Source organism: Paenibacillus sp. JNUCC 35, from assembly GCF_058269095.1.
The window spans coordinates 4,707,687-4,728,705 of the sequence record NZ_CM177771.1 but is presented as its reverse complement, the minus strand read 5'-3'; the positions used below and the strand labels follow the sequence as shown (position 1 = coordinate 4,728,705).

General features: G+C 44.6%; 18 protein-coding genes and 1 pseudogene. 18 read left to right on the top strand and 1 reads right to left on the bottom strand.

The features are described 5' to 3' along the window. Positions 1–99 precede the first annotated feature (99 nt). The 14 genes and pseudogenes from pdxR to AC2TF6_RS21310 all read left to right on the top strand — a co-directional run bounded on the left by pdxR (position 100) and on the right by AC2TF6_RS21310 (position 17,484). Positions 100–1,548, top strand: a complete 1,449-nt coding sequence (gene pdxR / locus AC2TF6_RS21375) for a MocR-like pyridoxine biosynthesis transcription factor PdxR (RefSeq protein WP_491308397.1) — start codon at positions 100–102, stop codon at positions 1,546–1,548. 94 nt (positions 1,549–1,642) lie between these two features. Continuing rightward, entirely contained in the window at positions 1,643–2,344 is a 702-nt protein-coding gene (locus tag AC2TF6_RS21370) for a GNAT family N-acetyltransferase (RefSeq protein ID WP_491311701.1), read from the top strand. A gap of 768 nt (positions 2,345–3,112) precedes the next feature. Then, positions 3,113–5,581 (top strand): Kelch repeat-containing protein, encoded by a 2,469-nt coding sequence (locus AC2TF6_RS21365; protein WP_491308396.1) that lies wholly within the window; start codon positions 3,113–3,115, stop codon positions 5,579–5,581. A gap of 32 nt (positions 5,582–5,613) precedes the next feature. Beyond that, positions 5,614–10,287: an RHS repeat domain-containing protein gene (locus AC2TF6_RS21360; RefSeq protein WP_491308395.1), complete on the top strand. Its 4,674-nt coding sequence runs from the start codon at positions 5,614–5,616 to the stop codon at positions 10,285–10,287. Between the two features lie 17 nt (positions 10,288–10,304). Then, positions 10,305–10,604: a TIGR04104 family putative zinc finger protein gene (locus tag AC2TF6_RS21355; RefSeq protein ID WP_491311700.1), complete on the top strand. Its 300-nt coding sequence runs from the start codon at positions 10,305–10,307 to the stop codon at positions 10,602–10,604. 114 nt (positions 10,605–10,718) lie between these two features. Further along, positions 10,719–11,231 (top strand): annotated as a pseudogene (locus tag AC2TF6_RS21350) (hypothetical protein); the annotation flags it as partial. A gap of 176 nt (positions 11,232–11,407) precedes the next feature. After that, a complete protein-coding gene (locus AC2TF6_RS21345; RefSeq protein WP_491308394.1) occupies positions 11,408–13,399 on the top strand; it encodes a polymorphic toxin-type HINT domain-containing protein in 1,992 nt (663 codons plus the stop codon). A gap of 6 nt (positions 13,400–13,405) precedes the next feature. Then, positions 13,406–13,951, top strand: a complete 546-nt coding sequence (locus AC2TF6_RS21340) for a hypothetical protein (RefSeq protein ID WP_491308393.1) — start codon at positions 13,406–13,408, stop codon at positions 13,949–13,951. 343 nt (positions 13,952–14,294) lie between these two features. After that, positions 14,295–14,576 carry a hypothetical protein gene (locus AC2TF6_RS21335; RefSeq protein WP_491308392.1) on the top strand — a complete coding sequence of 94 codons (282 nt, stop codon included), beginning with the start codon at positions 14,295–14,297 and terminating at the stop codon, positions 14,574–14,576. A 216-nt stretch (positions 14,577–14,792) separates the two neighbouring features. Continuing rightward, the gene (locus tag AC2TF6_RS21330) at positions 14,793–15,131 is read left to right on the top strand and encodes a hypothetical protein (RefSeq protein ID WP_491308391.1); all 339 of its coding nucleotides are present in this window, start codon (positions 14,793–14,795) and stop codon (positions 15,129–15,131) included. A gap of 7 nt (positions 15,132–15,138) precedes the next feature. Next, on the top strand, positions 15,139–15,501 hold the full coding sequence (locus AC2TF6_RS21325) for a hypothetical protein (RefSeq protein ID WP_491308390.1): 363 nt from the start codon (positions 15,139–15,141) through the stop codon (positions 15,499–15,501). Between the two features lie 25 nt (positions 15,502–15,526). Further along, on the top strand, positions 15,527–15,754 hold the full coding sequence (locus tag AC2TF6_RS21320; RefSeq protein WP_491308389.1) for a DUF7336 domain-containing protein: 228 nt from the start codon (positions 15,527–15,529) through the stop codon (positions 15,752–15,754). Between the two features lie 289 nt (positions 15,755–16,043). Continuing rightward, positions 16,044–16,772 (top strand): YfjL-like protein, encoded by a 729-nt coding sequence (locus AC2TF6_RS21315; protein WP_491308388.1) that lies wholly within the window; start codon positions 16,044–16,046, stop codon positions 16,770–16,772. Between the two features lie 421 nt (positions 16,773–17,193). Further along, complete coding sequence (locus tag AC2TF6_RS21310) at positions 17,194–17,484, top strand: immunity 53 family protein (RefSeq protein WP_372010366.1); 291 nt, start codon at positions 17,194–17,196, stop codon at positions 17,482–17,484. Between the two features lie 203 nt (positions 17,485–17,687). Here AC2TF6_RS21310 and AC2TF6_RS21305 read toward each other — a convergent pair whose 3' ends face one another. After that, a complete protein-coding gene (locus AC2TF6_RS21305) occupies positions 17,688–18,053 on the bottom strand; it encodes a hypothetical protein (protein WP_491308387.1) in 366 nt (121 codons plus the stop codon). Between the two features lie 378 nt (positions 18,054–18,431). On the opposite strand from AC2TF6_RS21305, the gene AC2TF6_RS21300 reads away from it, so the two are divergent. From AC2TF6_RS21300 to AC2TF6_RS21285, 4 genes are all read left to right on the top strand, one after another. Beyond that, on the top strand, positions 18,432–18,722 hold the full coding sequence (locus AC2TF6_RS21300; RefSeq protein ID WP_491308386.1) for an immunity 53 family protein: 291 nt from the start codon (positions 18,432–18,434) through the stop codon (positions 18,720–18,722). 87 nt (positions 18,723–18,809) lie between these two features. Then, positions 18,810–19,325, top strand: a complete 516-nt coding sequence (locus AC2TF6_RS21295) for an Imm64 family immunity protein (protein WP_491308385.1) — start codon at positions 18,810–18,812, stop codon at positions 19,323–19,325. Between the two features lie 21 nt (positions 19,326–19,346). Next, positions 19,347–19,829: a hypothetical protein gene (locus AC2TF6_RS21290; RefSeq protein ID WP_491308384.1), complete on the top strand. Its 483-nt coding sequence runs from the start codon at positions 19,347–19,349 to the stop codon at positions 19,827–19,829. 521 nt (positions 19,830–20,350) lie between these two features. After that, entirely contained in the window at positions 20,351–21,019 is a 669-nt protein-coding gene (locus tag AC2TF6_RS21285; RefSeq protein WP_491308383.1) for a P-loop NTPase family protein, read from the top strand.

The following is a 21,019-nucleotide window of genomic DNA, read 5'->3' as shown; positions in this document are numbered from 1 at the left end:
CTCCACATGTCGTTAACCACCATCATCATACCGAAAAATCGGCAAAGTTGTAAAATGTGGTATTCTAGCATTAAACCTAGAAAGATAGGAAGGATTCACGTGATTGGTTACCCTAAGCTGGACGAGCGGGACCCGCAGCCGCTGTATATGCAGCTCTACGTTCATATTAAGACCGGCATTATCCGGGGCGAGATCGCCGAACATACCCGCCTGCCGTCTATCCGCAAACTGGCCGGTTTTCTCGGACTGAGCACGACACCGGTCGAATCGGCTTACCATCAGCTTCTTGCGGAAGGCTATATCGCGAGCAGGCCCAAGAGCGGCTATTATGTGGAAAAGCTCCCCGAGCCCTATGGAAAACTCGGCTCATTACCCGTGGCGGAGCCCCCGCCGGTCCAGGAGGAGGAGCCTGACGCGGCCAGGAAGCGCAAGTTCCGCTACGATTTTCATTTGTCGCGGAACGATTTTACCGCTTTTCCATACGGAACCTGGAAAAACCTTGCGAACGAAATGCTCGCCCCGGATAACGAGAACCTGCTGTTCTTCGGGGACCCGAGAGGCGAGCGCGGGCTGAGGGAACAAATCGCCGGCTACCTCCGGCAGATGCGGGGCGTGGAATGTTCCCCGGGGCAGGTTGTCGTCGGAGCCGATCCGTTTAATCTGGGCGTCATCCTGAGCCAGATTCTGAAGCGGTACGGTGCGCGGCTCGCCATTGAGAACCCCGGCTACCCGCTGATCCCGTCGATCTTCGGTAAGGCAGGCTATGAGATCTTGCCCGTGCCGCTGGAGGCGGACGGCATCGACGTCGGGCGGCTTCACGCCACCGGGGCCCGTCTCGTCACCGTCACGCCTTCGCACCAGTTTCCCCGAGGCATGGTGATGCCGATCTCCAAGCGGCTGAAGCTGCTCCAGTGGGCGCGCGATACGGACGGCTTCATCCTCGAAGACGATTACGACGGGGAATTCCGCTACCACGGGCGTCCCGTTCCGGCCATGCAGGCGCTCGTTCCCGGCGCCCCCGTCATTTATTTGGGCGGCTTCGGCCAAATTATGGCCCCGGCCCTCTGCGTCAGCTATATGGTGCTGCCGGACAAGCTCGTGCCGCTTTTCGACACGCTGCGCAGAGAAATGATGTTCGAGCAGTCCGCCTCCAGGCTGCATCAGCATACGCTGGCTCTTTTTATGGAGCGGGGCTATCTGGAGAAGCATGTGCGCAGGATGCGCAAGCTTTACCGGAAAAAGCACGACAGACTGACGGCAGCCGTCGGGCGCATTTTCGGCAGCCGGGCCGCGGTGATCGGCAGGGACGCCGGGTTCCACATCGTGCTCCGCGTGCGCGACGATCGGCCGGAGGCAGAACTGCTCCGGCTGGCGGAAGCGGACGGCGTTCATGTGTCATCGGCGGCGTTTTACTGGCCGGGGACGGTTCCGCCCGAAGGCGAGAAAGATTTTATGGTCGGATTCAGCGGGATTGCGGAAGAGGACATCGAACCGGGTATACGGAAACTGAAAGAAGCGTGGTTCGGCGATGCGCATCTGTCGTCTTGAATTTTCCGAATCTGCTCATTTTGAAATAGATAGTTTGCTGGTATAACGGAGGTAGACATGATCTATGGAGGTTTTGAAAGCTATGAATGAACCTGTGAGTGAATCAGTGAATGAACCTGTAAAAGAATCCGTGAGCGAGCCTGTGAATAGAGCCGTGATTAATCCTATGAACGAACCCGTGAACGAACCTGGGAGTACCGAGCCGGACCGGCAAAAAAACGACGGCCCGAACAAAGCCGGAGCCCCGGTCCCCGTACGTTTTCTGGAGGGAAAAAAGGTCTATTTGCGTCCCGTTGATACCGGGGACACGGAGACGTATTTTCAGCAGCTGTTTCAGCCGCAAACCCGCAAATTGACGGGTACGCAGAAACATTTTACAAGAAACCAGATCGAGCGATATATCGAAGGTAAGGCGCAGGACACGTCAAGCATTCTGCTGCTGATCGCCCTGACCGAAACCGACGAGGTAATCGGGGACATCGCCCTGCAGGATGTCGACAGCTACAACCGCAGCGCGGGCATCCGCATCTCCATCGACAGCAGCAGAAATCAGGGCAAAGGCTGCGGCACGGAAGCGCTCAACCTTATGCTGGATTACGGATTCGGCATCGTGAACCTGCACCGGATCGAACTGAACGTATTTGCCTATAACGAGCGTGCCCTGCACGTATACGAGAAAGTCGGCTTCAAAAAAGAAGGCGTGCAGAAAGAAGCCCTCTATTACAATCACAAATACCACGACTCGATTCTAATGGCGATCCTCGAACATGAGTACCGGGAGCTTCACGGGCTGTAGAGTTTGGATTGGACTGCTCCTAAAGAGTCATCATGCTGCTGCCCAAATTATTCCACGAGAATGCTCGCAACTGAAGAGGGGAATATTGGAAGAAATATGTACGAAAGGAAACGGTTTTGTGACAGGGGATGCTATACTACATTGAAGAACATTGAAGCTGGGGAGAGCGGACGTTTTAGAAAAGGGGAGCATATGGCGGTCTTTAAATGCGATTGCGGCAAAATAAATTGGAAAAGTAGGATAGATCCATTCAGCTGAAAGGTATCATCTTTTAAACGGAAGAGATGGAGGAAATTGAGCTTCTTAAAGAGTTATGTGAGAACATGACCGTCGACGGAGTTGAAATTGTCTGCTTTAAGGTGCTTTCGGATCTATTGAACAATCGTGTCAGGTTCGAAGACTTTCCGAAGGAAGTATTACAGATTACACAGCTTCAGATGAACGATTATGTTCATTTCTGGTCGGGTGTCGATTGGTTTTACAGTCGTATGGCTGAAAGTATGGCTATGAAATTCGGAAAGTTGTTAGGGAGTTGAGGTCAGCCGGAAAGTTCGGCTGGCTTTTTTTATACTTCATCAAAAAATACTTCGTTTTTACAATATACGACAAAACTTCCTAATGCTAAATGAAGAATTGTCCACTAACATTGTAGGTTGTTGGTTCTTTATTTTATTCGAGGCGGTGGGGGAGAAGAGGAGATCCAAGGTACATAGGGGTGTACATCTCACATGAAAACCAAAATATTTTAATTTAAGGATGGTGGAAATTTTGAGTTGGTTTCGTAAACAAAAAAACAGAACTTTGAGGGTGTTGACTAGCTTTGTTCTGTTGCTGAACGTTTTAACCCTTGGAGCAACTGCAGCATATTCACAAAGTATGAGCACAGTTGGGTTTGAAGGGGCCGCTAGTCTGTCCGATCATTCACTCACGAATCCGATGAATCTTACTGACAAGGCGGTGCTTCCTGGAACAGATGTCCAAAGCAGTGTGTACGGGAACGTGTATTTGAATGGTTTTGCCAAAACGTTAGGAGCATCTTTCACGGTTACACCGGCTGCGCCTATCCCGGTATTTCAGATTAGTCAATATGGACAAAGTGCTTTGAATGATGGACGGGTTATGGTAACTGTAGGGGAAACTAGAGCCGATTACAATTTGATACTTAATCCGCAGACAAATACGTGGGAGTCAGCAGCTCCTATGCCTGTTAAAAGATATAATCATGGACAAAGTACACTTAAAGATGGAAGAGTGCTTGTTACAGGCGGCTTTCTACCACTAGAAGATTATTCTCCTAGCCATAAAGCCTATTTGTATGATCCTAAAACCAATATTTGGTCAGAGGCGGCGAACATGCCCCAAGGAAGAGCTGGCCATTCGCAAAGTGTTCTTAATGATGGACGTGTGCTTGTAGCTGGAGGAGAAGCGATGCGAGTTACACTTGATACACCGTATATTTATGACCCAGTATCCAACACATGGTCGAAGGTAGCAAACCTCCCGTTTGATCTTGCAGGTGCTGGACAAAGTACACTGCTGGATGGACGAGTTATGGTAGTAGGTGGAAGTTCACTTGTGGATAGGGAATGGAGACCTTCTTCTAAAAAAAGCTTACTGTATAACCCTATAACCAATTCATGGTCATACACTGAGGATTTTCCGATTTCTGATTATGGGATTTTTCAGAGTACTTTGTTAGACGGAAGAGTATTAATTAATACTCGTCAAGCAAGTTATCTTTACACACCGTCGACAAATAAATGGACGCAAACTACGATACTTCCAACGGGATTCTATCCGTCTGTACAAAGTACACTTCCAGATGGCCGTATCCTTATTACAGGGCGTAACAGCAGCGGAAATGCCGCGTACTTCATTTCCTTCAACACGCCGCCCAAACTCAGTGTTGATAACGCCGATCAAACAGTTTGGAAAGAAGACGGACGAGGTGTCGTTACACTCACCGGTAAAGTAAGCGATGTGAACAACGATCCGGTTACCATAAGCGCGACTATAGCAGGAATCACCAAAACAACGCTTGTGTCCAATACATCTTCTTCCCCTTCCTGGACGTTACAATGGGATCTAAACACCGACAGATTACCGGGCGGGACTTACACGAATATTGCCGTTACGGCAAGCGATTCTGCGGAAACGGTCACCTCTACCTATACAGGCCTGATTACGGTCAATCATGCACCGAATGCACCGACGAATATACAGCCGGGCAGTTTCTCACCCAGCAATCCTCAGATGATCGCTACGGGCGCGTCTGTATTAAGCTGGACATTTAACGATCCGGATGCGGGAGATATCCAAACCGCTTTTCAGGTTGTTATTTTAAGCGCGGATGGTAAGTCACAGATTTATGACTCGCAGTGGGTCGTTTCAAGCGCAAACACGTTTACCGTTCCCGCTAATCTTATTAACAGAGGATCGGTCGCCGGATGGTACGTGAGGGTGAAAGACAGCAAAGGAGCTGTTTCCAACTTCTCTCCATTAGCCTATGTGCGGATAAATACAATGCCTTCTGCAGAGCTGACTTCATATACCGACGGGCAGACGCTGACAGATAACATGTTGACCTTTACATGGAAGTACAAGGACGCCGATCAGCAGGCGCAATCCGAGTATCAGGTTGTCGGAACGAACGACGGATGGAAAAATTGGGCCTACAACTCGGGAGAAATAAAATCCGGCTCAACTTCCCATGTGGCCGGACCGATTACGAGCGGGTCTTGGAATTTTGCGGTGCGAGTCAAGGACGGTACGGAATGGTCGGAATGGTCTTTCCGGAACAATCTGATGCTGCCCAACGCGTATGAGCCCAACGATACGTTCGAGCAGGCATTTTCCGTCAAAATGAACGAATCTTACGCATCCGCAATTACCACGGCCACGGACGTCGACTTCTACAAATATACGGCAAAGGCTAATGGAGTGGACCGTCTCACCCTAAATGTACCGAAAGGCCTGAACTACAATGTAAACATCTATGACAGCAGTAAACGGCTCCTTGCGGCAGGCATCCAAGAAACCGATATACCGGAAAATGTTCTTTATGAAGTGACGGAAGGGCAGACTTACTATTTTAAAATATTCGGAGTCAACGGCGGTTTCAGCGGATCCAGTTATTCGTTCTTACTCAGCAGCCTGACTTTCAGAAACGATACACGCTACGAGTATGACAACAACGGCAATCTGATCAAAAAATCCTCAACGGCTCAGAGCCAATAGGAAGAAGCCAATGAAGGCAGGGGGATATACATTTGAAAAAAAGAAATAGACCGATTTTCGTGCTAATGATGGTACTGATTATCCTTTTATCGTGCGTCCAAGGGTTGTTCGTTCCTCATGCCTATGCCAAAAGCGACGAAGCTAAAGCTAAAAAGGACAAGATTCAGAAATACCTGGATAAAGGCTTTAACTCCCAGGAGGTTGAGCAGGCTTTAAGCAAAAACATCAAGGAAGCGGATTTGGAAGAAGCGTTAACCAAAAGTAAGCCCGTAAATAAATCCAAAGAGGCTTCAAGCACAATCGTTAATGAAGTCAAAGAGAAACCGGCTCCTTCTTTTCGAATGAAGGCGGCGGCAGCCGGTCCGGAACCGGTGCCTGATATTGTTGTCGTGAATACCAAACCGGATGAAGCTCCGTACAGTGTCAACCTGGAGCACGAAACGATCTCGACACTTTCCGGCAGTCTCTCCGTTCGGGAAACGGATATGGTATTGCGCGGGCGGAACGGGCTTAACTTTTCCCTGACACGCAGTTACGACAGCAGCTCGGCTCAATTTAACCAGATGGCTTCTTATCGGAGTACCGGTGAGAATGGAACCATTCCCTATGAAGAGAAAATGTTTCCGATCGGCAAGGGGTGGTCATGGGACATTTCTTCGGTGGAAAGGCATGGAGATACGAAGTATTTGCACCTTGCAGGTTCGGGAGTTTATAAGATTACGAGCAGCGGTCTTGAAGGATATCCTTGGAAAGATCTGACCATTACCGAGGAAAGCGGCGATCTTGAAAACAGATACGTCTTGAAATCAATTAACGGAACCAAACAGTACTTCAACTATGATGGAAAATTAGTCAGAATTGAGGACGACTACAAGAATACGATCTATTTCAGGTACAGCGACGATCCGGTTTACAAGAAAGTGTTAACTTCGATCTCTAGTGACGTAGGTAATGCCATTACGATCAGCTACAGTCCGACAACAGTCGTTCTGACAAACGGCAGCCAGACCGTAACCTACAACAAGTCACTTCAAAGTTACATCGAAGTCTTAACTTCTGTAATCGACCCCATTGGCAGAACTACGGTTTACGATTATGCCTTAAAATCGGCCAAATCTTATGCAACTAATATATCTGTAGTTGAAGCGGAAAATCCGTATTCCCTGCTTACCGGGGTTATGCACCCGACAGGCGCAAAGAGTGTGTACAAGTACGAAGATAATCAAGTGGTCCGTAACTTTAATTACGGGTATAACGGGTTTTACCGCATCAAGTCCAGAGAAGATCAAGTTACGCTGCAAGACGGTTCGATACAGACCTATAACCGCAAAGATATCACCTATGACGGGGATATGGGCAGCTCGTACGATAAGGATATGGAGTTTGCAGTCACCGTAGACAACAAGCTGAACCAAACCACATTTAGAACGAAGAAGGATTTTATAGAAAGGGAGAAGCCTTCCTATTACTACAACACCAACATAACGGAAATAACGTCTGTGGACGGCAAGACTCATCGTACTTCCACGGACCATGTCTATGATGAGAAAAGACATTTGCCGTCGCCCGACAAAACGACCATCACGAAATCCGTTGACGGTGGGGCTCCGATCATTTTCACTCATTCTAAGGTGTATGACGATTACGGAAATATAACTTCATCCACAGATCCGGCAGGTGTTACGACTACCTTCGGATACAATGGCAACCATCTGCTGACCAGTATTCTGGAGCCTAGGAGTTCCAATCAGAGCAAGTATACGCTGTACACATGGGACAAGCATACCGTCATCTTGAAACAAGTGTTTGAAGGCAGCGCAGCGGGCGCCAAACTTTCCGAAACCGCGTATGAGAATACGGATGCATACGGCAACGTCACTCAGATACGCAATAAGAACAGCGCCGGCGAAACCGTTATGAAGCTGGAATATTCCTCCGACTATCAGGGAGCTTTCCCGACCAAAACGACCATGGCGGTAACGGATGCGGACGGGAACAAATCTTCCATTGTCAATCAATACGAATATGATGCCATTAGAGGGCTGCTGACCAGGCAGACAGACGGTAACCAAGGCATAACCACCTACCAGTACGATGCGCTGGGCCGTGTGATCAAAGCCGTTCAGCCTGACAACAGCTCGGTTAGTATCCAGTATCTTGACCTGCAGAATCAAATCCGGCAAAAAGACGAAACCGGCGTGGAAACCGTCACCACCTGGAACCCCCTTGGCTGGAAAACGGAAGAAGGCATTATGCAGGGCACGTACAAAGCCAAAGCCAAATACGGCTACGATACGTACGGCCGCCAAACTTGGAGCGAAGACGCCGTAGGGAACCGCACGCAGATCGGCTATGACGCCTGGAACCGGCAGCACCAGATCACCTATGCGGATCAGGCCGTCTCCAGAATCGCGACGGACGACTACAATCTGACCCAGACGACAACCGACCCGGAAGGCAACATATTCAGACAGACGGCCGACAAGCTCGGCAGAATCGTCAAGAAAGAGCAGATCGCTCCAACCGCCAAAGTGCTCGGAACGTATCAATACAATTTTGCGGGGAACGTCGTTGCCAGCACGGATGCGAACGGCGGCACCACCGAATTCCGCTACGACCCTCTGGGGCAGCTTACCGCCGTAATCAACGCCAAGAAAGAAGAAACGAAATACAGCTACGACCAGTTGGGACAAATGATCCGCATCACGTATCCCGACAACAACACGACGCAGAAGAAATACGATGAGCTGGGCCGTCTCATTCAGACCACCGATGCCACCGGCAAAGTGGAGAAGCTGTACTACGACGGCAACAACAACCAGATCCGGGCGACCGACCGGAACGGCACAGAGCTCAGCTACGTGTACGATGCGCGCAATTTCCTGATCGAGAAAAAAGCGCCGGACGAAACGATCCGCTATGCGTACGACCTTGCCGGTCGGCGCACCCGGATGACAGATAACACGGGCACGACGCAGTACACGTACCAGCCATCCACGGGACAACTGTCCAAGGTTGTCTACCCGGACGGCAAAACGCTCGCGTACGATTACAACGCACTGGGCCTGCGGAGCTCCTTGAACGATCCGTCCGGCCAAAACACTTATTACCAGTACGACTCGCGCAACCGTCTGTCGAGCGTGTCCTCTTCCCTCGCGGACGAGGAAGCGGCCTACAGCTATTACCGCAACGATCTCATCAAGCAGACCAAGCAGCGCAACGGGATCACGACCGCTTACACGTACAACGGGCTGCAGCTGCAAACGCTGACGCATAAGCAGGCGGACGGCACCGCGCTCAACACCTATACCTACGAGTACGACGCCAACGAGAACGAAACCGCCAAAACCGAGAACGGCCAGACCTATCAATTCGGCTACGACCCGCTCAACCGGATCACTTCATCCAGCCAATACCGGGAAAGCTACGCGTATGATGCCCGCGGCAACCGGACTTCCTTCCAAACCAACCATGAAGTGAACAGCCCGGACGCCGACTACGTCTATGATAAAAAAGACCGGCTCTCCGCCGTGAAAATGAAGGATGGCAGCACCATCTCCTATAAATATAATGGAGACGGACTGCTGTACGAGCGCACAGACAAAGAAGGAACCGCGCGCTACTATTACGACGGAGACCAGGTCATCGCCGAAGGCGACGGCAGCGGCAGCCTCAAAGCCCGCTATGTGCGGGGAAGAGAGCTTGTAGCCCGGGAGAGCGGCGGGAGCAAAGCCTACTACCTCCACAACGGACACGGAGATGTCGTCGAGCTTCGCAACGAAACCGGAACCCGGTTGAACCAGTACGCCTATGACATCTGGGGCAACCCGACCGTAAGCGAGGAAAACATCTCCAACCCGTTCCGCTATTCCGGAGAATACTGGGATTCCGCAACCAAGCTCCAGTACCTCCGCGCCCGCTGGTACGATCCGAGCATGGGACGGTTTATTAACGAGGATACGTATGAAGGACAGTTGGATAATCCGCTGAGTTTGAACTTGTATACGTATGTGAGTAACAATCCTTTGAAGTATAGAGATCCGAGTGGGCATGCACCTAGGCAATCTGCCAAGGCTATAGAAAATTTAATCAATAAAGCTGTAGGTTCCAATCATGGAGATGCGGTTTACCATACAAGTAAAAGCACTTTGGGAGCAATTGCTCAAGTGTACATGCCAAGTAAAAATAATAATGATTTTATCTATCTATATCATTTGGCAACAGGCAATCATTATAATCCTAAAGAAAATACTTCGGAAAATAGGGAGTGGGCAAAAAAAGAACTAATTAAAAATTTAAGTTCCCCAGCATTAACCCAACAAGCGACCAATTTGTCTTCTAAGAAAGATTTTGACGCTCAAGCCAAGAATAATAAATTTAAGGCCACTGTTACTGCTGCTACTACCATTGGGACTAGAATGTTGCCTAGTCCATACGATGATATAGGAACAGCCGCAGGTCTTGCAGATGCAGCATCCGGTTACTATAATGATACACAAGTATCAGCCGAAATAGCATCAAGTGCGATGTATGGACAGTTAATTAATACTTCATCAGTTAGTGTGCAAGGTGAAACATTGAGTGCAGTAATCCGTGATAATATTTTTAGGATAAATAATGTAAAAAATATTGTTGTTGATGCTTTTACACCAATTAAATCAGTCGGTCCTTCAATGACTGTTACAGAATCTGTATTTGGGAATTAATCGTTTAGGGAGGGGTAATTATCAAAAAAAAATGTAAGAACTGTAATACAAAATTTGGATGGAAAAAAGTTTTTAGAGCAATTTGGAGAAAAAGTAAAATAATGTGTAATAACTGTGAGACAGAAAATGAAATTAGTTTATCTAGCAAGATTATCTTTTTTTTAGTGGGCTTAGCACCTGTTTTCGCAAATTTCATTTTTTATGTGGTGAATGATTATTTTTTCCAAATTGGAAAATTACCTCTTACCACAACGTACATGATTTGGTATTGGTTACTTTTATTAGTGTCGCCTTATCTGGTGAATTTAAAAAAATGAATTTAAATTGAGATTTCATTCTAGATGAGTATTATAAAAATTTAATTTAAGATCAATAATACAATTTAAAACTAACTTGTGTAAGGAGATGCTGTTTAGCTCTCCTTCTTTTTTATTCTCAAACACATCATTTTTCAGACGGCCGACAAACTCGGAAGAATCGTCAAGAAAGAGCAGATCGCTCCAACCGCCAAAGTGCTCGGAACGTACCAATACAACTTTGCGGGGAACGTTGTTGCCAGCACGGATGTGAACGGCGGCACCACCGATTTCCGCTACGACCCTCTGGGGCAGCTTACCGCCGTAATCAATGCCAAGAAGGAAGAAACGAAATACACCTACGACCAGTTGGGACAAATGATCCGCATCACGTATCCCGACAACAACACGACGCAGAAAAAATACGATGAGCTGGGCCGTCTCATTCAGACCACCGATGCCACCGGCAAAGTGGAGAAGCTGTACTACGACGGCAACAACAACCAGATCCGGGCGACCGACCGGAACGGCACAGAGCTCAGCTACGTGTACGATGCGCGCAATTTCCTGATCGAGAAAAAAGCGCCGGACGAAACGATCCGCTATGCGTACGACCTTGCCGGTCGGCGCACCCGGATGACAGATAACACGGGCACGACGCAGTACACGTACCAGCCATCCACGGGACAACTGTCCAAGGTTGTCTACCCGGACGGCAAAACGCTCGCGTACGATTACAACGCACTGGGCCTGCGGAGCTCCCTGAACGATCCGTCCGCCAAAACACTTATTACCAGTACGACTCGCGCAACCGTCTGTCGAGCGTGTCCTCTTCCCTCGCGGACGAGGAAGCGGCCTACAGCTATTACCGCAACGATCTCATCAAGCAGACCAAGCAGCGCAACGGGATCACGACCGCTTACACGTACAACGGGCTGCAGCTGCAAACGCTGACGCATAAGCAGGCGGACGGCACCGCGCTCAACACCTATACCTACGAGTACGACGCCAACGAGAACGAAACCGCCAAAACCGAGAACGGCCAAACCTATCAATTCGGCTACGACCCGCTCAACCGGATTACTTCATCCAGCCAATACTGGGAAAGCTATGCGTATGATGCCCGCGGCAACCGGACTTCGTTCCAAACCAACCATGAAGTGAACAGCCCGGACGCCGACTACGTCTATGATAAAAAAGATCGGCTCTCCGCCGTAAAATTGAAAGACGGCAGCACCGTTTCGTACAAATATAACGGAGACGGGCTGCTGTACGAGCGCACAGACAAAGAAGGAACCGCGCGCTACTATTACGATGGAGACCAGGTCATCGCCGAAGGCGACGGCAGCGGCAGCCTCAAAGCCCGCTATGTGCGGGGAAGAGAGCTCGTAGCCCGTGAGAGCGGCGGGAGCAAAGCCTATTACCTCCACAACGGACACGGAGATGTCGTCGAACTCCGCAGTGAAACCGGAACCCGGCTGAACCAGTATGCTTATGACATCTGGGGCAACCCGACCGTAAGCGAGGAAAACATCTCCAACCCGTTCCGCTATTCCGGGGAATACTGGGATTCCGCAACCAAGCTCCAGTACCTCCGCGCCCGCTGGTACGATCCGAGCATGGGACGGTTTATTAACGAGGATACGTATGAAGGGCAGTTGGATAATCCGCTGAGTTTGAATTTGTATACGTATGTGATGAATAATCCGCTGAAGTACAGAGATCCGAGTGGACATATTCAACAGGCTACGGATAATTACGAAGGCTCATTCGGAATCGGATACCATGGCGAAGTAGTTACAAATCCTGTAACAGACGCGATGGCCAACGGAGTTTTAGGCGGAATGAAAGCTGCCGGAGAAATCCTTGACTTCTTGGTGATAAGTGATATTACCACTGTGACCGATCCGAACTCATCAAAATTTGATAAAGCTTTGGCGGCGGCTAGTTTTATCCCAATTGGTAAAATAATCAAAGGCGGTAAAATTTTGATTACCATGAAGAGTGGGGATAGAACGATTCAAAGAGCTGTTACGTATACAGAAGCGAACTGGGCAAAGGCAGGTAAAGTTCCTTGTAACTGCTTTGTGGGAGGAACTAAGGTCCTTACAGACGAAGGGGAGAAAAATATTGAAGACATTCAGGTCGGAGATAGGGTTCTTTCGAAGAATGAAGAGACTGGAGAGCAGGCTTACAAGGAAGTTACCGTCCTTCATCGCAACGAGAAAGATACGACGTATAAGTTGTCGGTGGGCAATCAAATTATTGAGACAACTGATAATCACCCCTTCTGGGTTGAAAGCAAGGGATGGGTGCTCACTGTTGATTTAAAAATGGGCGATGAATTAGTTCAAAGTGATGGAAATCATCTAAATATTGACAAAATAGAAGTAGTACATCACGATAAGAAAGTAATCGTATATAATTTTACTGTTTCTGATTTCCACACTTATTTTGTTAGTAGTTTGGGTGTTTGGGTTCATAATATTGACTGCGGATTCACACTAAGTAGCAAAAATATTCAACACATCGGTAAACATATGGCGAGTGAATTTGCAAACCAAGTAAAATATCTTTCGGATGCTGCTTTAAAAAGTAAACTAAACAAAAATTCATTCTTTAATCCTAATTGGACGAAGGAAGATATTATAACTGGTGTTCAAAACGGTGCTAATGAAGCCATTAGTAAAGGATTCAAAAGTGGTTACTATTATTACACTTATAAGGATGAGACCGTTAAAATTTTCTTTCAGTCTGGAAAATTTGATACAGCATTCGGCCAACATAAGTTAACCCCAGCAGATTTTGGGAGGTAGACTATTTTGTTTAGGATAAAATACCGAATTATCGTGGATGTAAACTATTGGAATGGCCTGAGCTTAGAGCAAATCGAAAACGAAGGAGGGATGGAGGGTTTCTTTCAGTTAGAATTTCATTCGGTTGAATATGGTTATTACCATGACCGGAAACTGGCAGAGGATGAAGAAGGCTACGATATTATTTCAACTTGGTTATTTAGCTTGTTAGAAGTATGTTTAATGATAGATGAAACTGGATATGTAGCAATAAGGGATACAGAATCTTTCAATACATGGCTTGAATTTATTTCTGTTGATAACGAGTTACTTGCGAGTGTAATTCAGTCAGATGATTTCATAAGTGAGTATATCGTTACCAAACCTTTAGAACATCGAATTTTTCCCGAATGGAGAGACATCAGAATTCAAAAAGAGATATTTGCCAAAGAAGTAATTAGTAAAACGGCAGACTTTATTGCAGACCTAGTTAAAATAAACCCTGCTATACTAATGAGCCAACGAATTGTTGAATTACAGTCATTACTTGAAAAAGTAGCCCATAGATATTAGTGGAGTTTGACCTTGGGGTTGTAATCCTCAAGGTCCTTTTTATACCTCCACCTAGTGCCGAAAGAATCAGGCAGCACGTCCCAAAAGAATTTAACCTTCAACAGCCCATTTTAAAATTTTGTGACAATAGCATTTTTGCTAGTTGCTACGATCCGAGAATGGGACTTATTAATGAGGATACGTATGAAGGATAAACGTTGTAAATGACATTCACGCAGATAACCCAACTGCACTTGAAGGTGGATTTGGAGAGAAATGGGTATTCCAATCTGATTTGAAATAATTTTAAACGACAATGCGATTTAACCTGTGAATATCAAGAACTTAATGGAGGGGTATACTAATGGATAGCTATATCAAGCAGGGAGGATTTCAAATGCCCAGAAAGCTTGAAGGCTTGGATGCCGAATTATTTAAGACATGGGTACAGGAGGATGACTCCACCATTGTAGATATCGAGGGAAAACACGACTTAGTGAAGCCTCTGCATAACATCGTTCAGGAGGAAATTGAGAGCGATGAGGAATTAAAAATGCTGATCAAGCAGGCCAAAATGGACATTGCAGGCAACAAGACGTACACAACTGAAGAAATCCTGGAGGCCATTGAAAAGGGCGACCTATGAACATCAAATGGACCCAAGCATCCAGGGATAGTTTAAAGCAAATCCAGAGTCAGCACTACACGCGGGAAGAGACGAAGCGCTATCAGATTGAACTTGTTCTATTATTCCTTTACATTCGGCTCATATAACGCTGCTGGGACTACGAAAACATACTTTAAACCGACTGGTGGACAGGCTTACTGGAATAGGCAACCAGGAAATTGATGGGAGGATTTTATGGAACATATTTGTTTAGTGTGCAATTATCAGGACCTGTATGAAGCACCTTATGACCATAGAGGTGTACCATCTGACGAAATATGTCCTTGCTGCGGATTTCAATACGGTTTTGATGATGATGGTTTTTGCAATAATGAGGATTTCTATCGAAAGTGGAGAGATGATTGGATAGGAAACGGTTGTATTTGGTTTTCAAAAGGCAGGAAATCCCCTGAAAATTGGAACCCTGCTGCACAATTAAGCAAGAGACAAAAATCCAAGGCCTTGGGGTTTACCCCCACCCAGTGCCGAATGATTATTCACAGATTGCTTTCAGGACAACCGCACAATTTATAGAGCATTTTTGATTAACTTAAAAAACTTTTATCGGCCAGTGGAGTATCTTAACAGGGAGGATTTAAAAGAGAATGATCTAAATGGAATTAAATTATGTAACCTTTCCCTGAATGGTTTTAAACGGTCGGGGTTTCTTTTTGTAGAGCAAAGGCGAAGAGAATGCGACGCCATTGTAAATGGTAGAATTGTTGAAGTTAAGAATCAGGCTTATATCTACAAAAGCGGACAATTCAGAGATTATTTAGACAGTGGAATGCCCATTGATTTGATTATTTCTCCGAGAGCTAACATCTCTAAACCGTTAAAAGATGCTATTTATGAAAAAGGTGAATCAATCAAAATCAGGTATATAGTTGAAAAGAGGTTTTGAATAAAATTTGAAGGGGGGAATAACCATGAAAACAGTTTTTTTGCTGCAACATAGTTATGAAATAAACCAGATTGAATATACAAAAACAATTGGTATCTATTCTACAAGAGATAAAGCACAAGATGTAATCAATAAATATAAAGAATTGCCTGGTTTTAAAGAATATCCGGAAGATTTTTATATGGATGAATATCATGTGGATAAAAATGAGTGGCAGGAAGGTTTCTTGGGTTCTAGTGCATTTGAAGATTGATTATTGTTATTAGTATAAGTTATGCAAGGAGAGTTTATATCCCCACAAAGAACGACAACGGAGGTTGTGGTCCTTTGTTTAATTTATGGATGTATGATCTGTATTTGAATGATCGTTAAATGAAGATGGGAAGGTTAACATGTCACACGGTACTAGGTTTATCAAAGAACATCCTCGAAAATTTGAAATCTTTACTAAGTTAGCGTTCCAGATAGATAGTATACTATTAAAAATGAGATGGGTTTAAATAATCCGTCTTTATGTCTCTATAATCGAAAAGGGGATAAAAGTGAGAAGAAGTAAAAAGATTATTCTCGTTTTAATAAGCTTTATCGTTTTTGTGTTATTCAGCTTGGTTTATTATGTAAGCGAAGGTTCACCAATAGAAAGGTACAAATTCAAAAAAGAAGTAGACAGTTATATTCAGGAAAAATTTTCACAAAACATCGTGACCGAAAATATTAAATATAGCTTTAAAAACGACCATTACTGGATTTTTGCACATCCTGAGAACAACAAAGAGCTTTCGTTTGAAATATCCCAGTCATGGAATGATCAAGGTTTACGGGATGATTTTTTAACGGCATCCTGGAGGTTCGAAGTAAATCAAGAACTGGAATCGTTTGTAAAGAGTGTGTATGCCCAGAAGGGTACAGCTAGAATTAACTTGGGAAAAACTATATCTGTAACAGATAAGTACTCTACAATTCCATATGGAGAGATACCGAGTTACCAAGATATTAAACAAGAACTTAAAGATTCCGTTATTTATATACATATAGATCGCGCATTTAAAAAAGAGAGCACAGAAGATGAATATGATAAAGTTTATAAAGTTATCCAATTTATTAAAGCTAAAGGGTACAAGTTTGAACAAATTTCGTTCAGTTATAAAGGGGAGCAAAAGGATTCGCCAGAAAAAACTTTCGAATTTAACTCGCTTGATAATGTGAATAGTCAGGACGATATCGTTAAATTTGAGCTCCTCTCCAGAGAAAGCTCATCCGATGCTGGATGACTTACTGTTACCTTACGATTCTAGTCAAAGATGCAATCCCATTACCAAGGCAGTATGAGGTGAAATCATGTTTGAAAACATAAATTTTTATCCTGGAGTAGTTGAATATAACGAGTATAAGATCGATAGCAGTACCATATTGCACGGGGACAATGACGATTTACAGGAAGATATGTTTTTTGTTAGGTATCCGAATAACTATGCATTAGATGTAGGTTGGTATTTGGGGACTCAGAGTTTTTTGATTTTTATTGTACGAAATTTAAATTGGGACGAGCCGGTCCTTAGAAAGGAATGTTTTACTTATAGCGAATTAGAAACGAACGTTATTCAATTATCAGATTGGTTAAAGCGATTAAACAAAGATTTTTTATGAGATTTTTCTTGTACGAAATCGAGTAAATCATAGGAGCGCAGACCATTGGAGATTTTGAGATGGTTACAGGAGTGGTACACATCACACTGTAATGGAGATTGGGAACATGATAGTGGCATTCGAATAACTACCATTGATAATCCCGGATGGTATGTTTCCATAAATCTGAGCGAGACGGAGTTGGCGGGCAGACAGGTAGATGTGGTTCAGATTGAACGAACGGATGACGATTGGGTTCACTGTAAAATAGAAGATGGTTGTTTTTCGGGCGCCGGAGGTCCAGGAAATCTTGAGGAGATCTTAAAGACTTTTTATCGCTGGGCAACTAACGATTAAGTTTCACAACGGATCAGGAGAGACTAGTTGGACAGCTATATCAATATCGGCTTAGTTTACAGCAGTTCTGAAGCCACTGGGTATTCTGCTTATCATTGTTTGAGCGAAGCATAAAACTAAAAGAGACGGTATAAAAATAGACTGCCGAGGCTTCCGCGACAGTCTAAGCGCTCTTCCTAATGGGAAGAGCGCTTGCATGTGTATTATTCGTAGTTTTGAATGGTGCCGGCTACCGGAAAATACAATCCGCTGGTAATGTGTAACTTGAACTGGCAGTTGGATGGCATTGGCACAAGTTCATCAATTGAACCCCCGCTAGACGGGATATAGAAAGCAGGGCCATATGTGGTAGTTCCTGAACAAACTTTCTCATAGAAGCCAGAGCCACCGCCGGATGAATTAAATTTCATTTTACCCATTTTACCTTGACCGGTAATATACGAGGATTTGGCATCATTTCCTCCGCTCTTAGCGTAAGCGGTACTTTCTTGGTTGGCTGCATATGCAGTGGTTGCAGTCATAGTTAAGATCACTGCCGCAAGTCCGTAGACGCGAAATGCTTTTCTCATAAAAAAACCTCCTGTAAGATATTATTGGAATGAACTTAAGTTTACGAATTCTCAGATGTTGCCAAGGTTGATGAAAAATAGTGGTTACAGAGGCTGCTACTATTTTCTTTTAACCACTTTCACTCCTTCCTATATTTGGAATGTTTTACAATTAGATTATACGATTACAATTTTTATATTTCTACGATTTCTAGGTGATTTGTCATCTATTTACCAAAAATGGTAATTGAATTACTATGTTTTGGTAATGAATGTTTTACTTATAGCGAATTAGAAACGAATGTTACTCAATTATCGGATTGGTTAAAGCAATTAAACAAAGTTTTTTATTGAAATTTTTCTTTTGCGAAATCAAACAAATCATAGGAGTGTAGACCATTGGAGATTTTGAGATGGTTACAAGAGTGGTACACATCACACTGTAACGGAGATTGGGAACATGAAAGTGGCATTCGAATAACTACCATTGATAATCCCGGATGGCATGTTTCCATAAATCTGAGGGAGACAGAATTGGCGAGCAGGCAAGTAGATGTGGTTCAGATTGAACGAACAGATGACGATTGGGTTCACTGTAAAATAGAAGATGGTTGTTTTTCGGGTGCCGGAGGTCCAGGAAATCTTGAGGAGATCTTAAGGACTTTTTATCACTGGGCAACTAACGATTAAGTTTCACAACGGAACAGGAGGGATTATCTGGGCAGCTATATCAATGTCGGCTTAGTCTACAGTTGTTCTGAAGCCAGTGCGACTTATTTGAAGAAGCTGATTGAATTACTGACTGAGAATGAAGGTCGAATTGAAAATGTAAAGTTCTGTGAGGATGTGGATGGCGAACGGTGGATTCAGTACGATTTTCCACATAATGATCCTGCAATCCTTGAGAAACTTACACGATCGTATTATGGGCACATTTATTTGTTTGCCGATCTGGTTCCATTTAAAGGTTTGAATGTTGAAATAGAGATAGAAAAGTGTGAGGGGTATTCTGGGTTTCTGGTTTCTTTTAGAGAGAGTGAAATGCTTCCAGATTACTCAGAAGAGTCGTTAGAGAAAGCTACCGAAACCATTGTAAAGCTTGTTGCACAAATTTACCCGGCATTGCGATTTGATTATGCGTTTTGTGACCATGAGGCACATATCGATTTCTCTCCACGAGAATTCAAACCGGAAAGATACTCGTTATCTTTTTGGCCGGACTTATCGAACGGTGAATTGAAGATAGCAAAAAGTAGCTGGCATATTAACGGATTAACGGAAAGACACGAGTAATTATCAGGCGAGAGGTGCTCAATGACAAAGAAACCGTACAAAGAAATAGGCTCTTTAAGCATTCATTCTGTTCTTGAAGAAGACTCTGGAGTTTTAAAAGTATCCTTGAACGAGACGGGTTATGTAGAGGTTAGTATTTCTGAGACCCATGAGCATGGAATGACTGCTGAGATAGATTTAACTTTCGAAGAGTATGAGAGAGTATTAAAAGCAGTAGATAAAGCAAATGACATCCTTTTAGGCGATATTTTTCATCAAGAAAGGTATGGAGTCGATTTTATAAACGTAAGCGGGCCGTCATTAAAAAGACAGGGATTTATATTAGTCAATGTTTTTGAACATTCTATTATTCTCGTAGTATCTCTAACGCGCGGCGCAGATGCGGATATTATGATCGGTAAAGAAGAGGTTTCACTGTTAGTATCTTTATTTAAAAAAGTCGAAATGATCCTTGATATCAAACAGTTTGATGAACTGAAAAATGATTTGGGGATGGACAGATAATTAATTTCAGGAATTGAATTTCGAGAAGGTTAGTGTGAGCGGTACTCCACTTTTATTTCATGATGGATTTTATTACAGAATAACCTTGGTTAGAGGATTAAAATCATACGTTATTGAATGTGCTGATAGTTACGAAAAAGCAGTTAAAAATATTTTTGAAGATTGTGATTTATACCCGATTTCATTAAATGAGACTGAACTAATTGATGAGCTGCGCCATGATTTATTGAATTATTATATGAATTAGATAGTATTTAATATCCATTCATCAAGGACTGAGAGCAGATTTATCCCCATGAGAACCTACTTCAGCAAATACCGAATGAATCAAGCGGCTACCAACAATAAAACCTACTTCTCAGCTTGGTTTTAGTAATTCCCTAATTGGTTTGTACGCATGTTTAAAGTATTAGTAATCCAATTCTTTATGATAATCCTTGGCTGCATTAGGTCTCAAAATTAATTTTGTCACATTGGAGCTGGTACATAATAAATGACTCTTGAGAGGCAGCTCTAAAACATTGGCACAATCCATCGACACGGTTCGAGTAAAGGATTTGACGGTTTTGGGCGATCCCAAGTTAGCTAACTATGGACAGATGCGGGATTATTGCGAAAATTTTTCCTATGAGTTTAGAGGCGGGCATGTATACGGAATTATCGGCGAATGCGGTTCGGGAGGCTGGGCGCTATCCTTTTTTTTAACGGGGAGGGAAAAAGCGCAGAGCGGGACCTTATACTTGAATAACATTCTTGCCGCGGACTCGTCTGTACTTGCCGAATATGGATGTTATGTTGGTGAAGGTACTATTTCAAGAAAACTATTTGGAGGCATGACAGTACGGCAGCAAATCGAAAAGGGGTTAAAACAAACCAACCAATTCACCTTGAATGAGCTCGTAGAATGGTTTGAATTGTCGTCCTCACGTTTAGATCGAAACATAGAACATATCAGCAACGAGAGATGGAATGCGTCCATAGCTATTGGACTCGCGCACGGAAAAACCATATTTTGTTTTCCCTGGTTGAATACAGCGTGGATCCATTCTTTAAGAAGCCGAATTACAGCAAGTGTTAAGATACTGAAAGATCAAGGGGCTATCACTATAATTCCTACTGCCAAGACAGAGGCCCTAAATAATATTGCTGATTATTCTGTTGATATTTTTCTGGAAGATGAGAAGCTTTAG

Coding starts and splice junctions, on each gene's coding strand:
- AC2TF6_RS21290 (WP_491308384.1), top strand. CDS start 19,347: ATGACAAAGAAACCGTACAAAGAAATAGGCTCTTTAAGCATTCATTCT.
- AC2TF6_RS21335 (WP_491308392.1), top strand. CDS start 14,295: ATGGATAGCTATATCAAGCAGGGAGGATTTCAAATGCCCAGAAAGCTT.
- AC2TF6_RS21320 (WP_491308389.1), top strand. CDS start 15,527: ATGAAAACAGTTTTTTTGCTGCAACATAGTTATGAAATAAACCAGATT.
- AC2TF6_RS21330 (WP_491308391.1), top strand. CDS start 14,793: ATGGAACATATTTGTTTAGTGTGCAATTATCAGGACCTGTATGAAGCA.
- AC2TF6_RS21305 (WP_491308387.1), bottom strand. CDS start 18,053: ATGAGAAAAGCATTTCGCGTCTACGGACTTGCGGCAGTGATCTTAACT.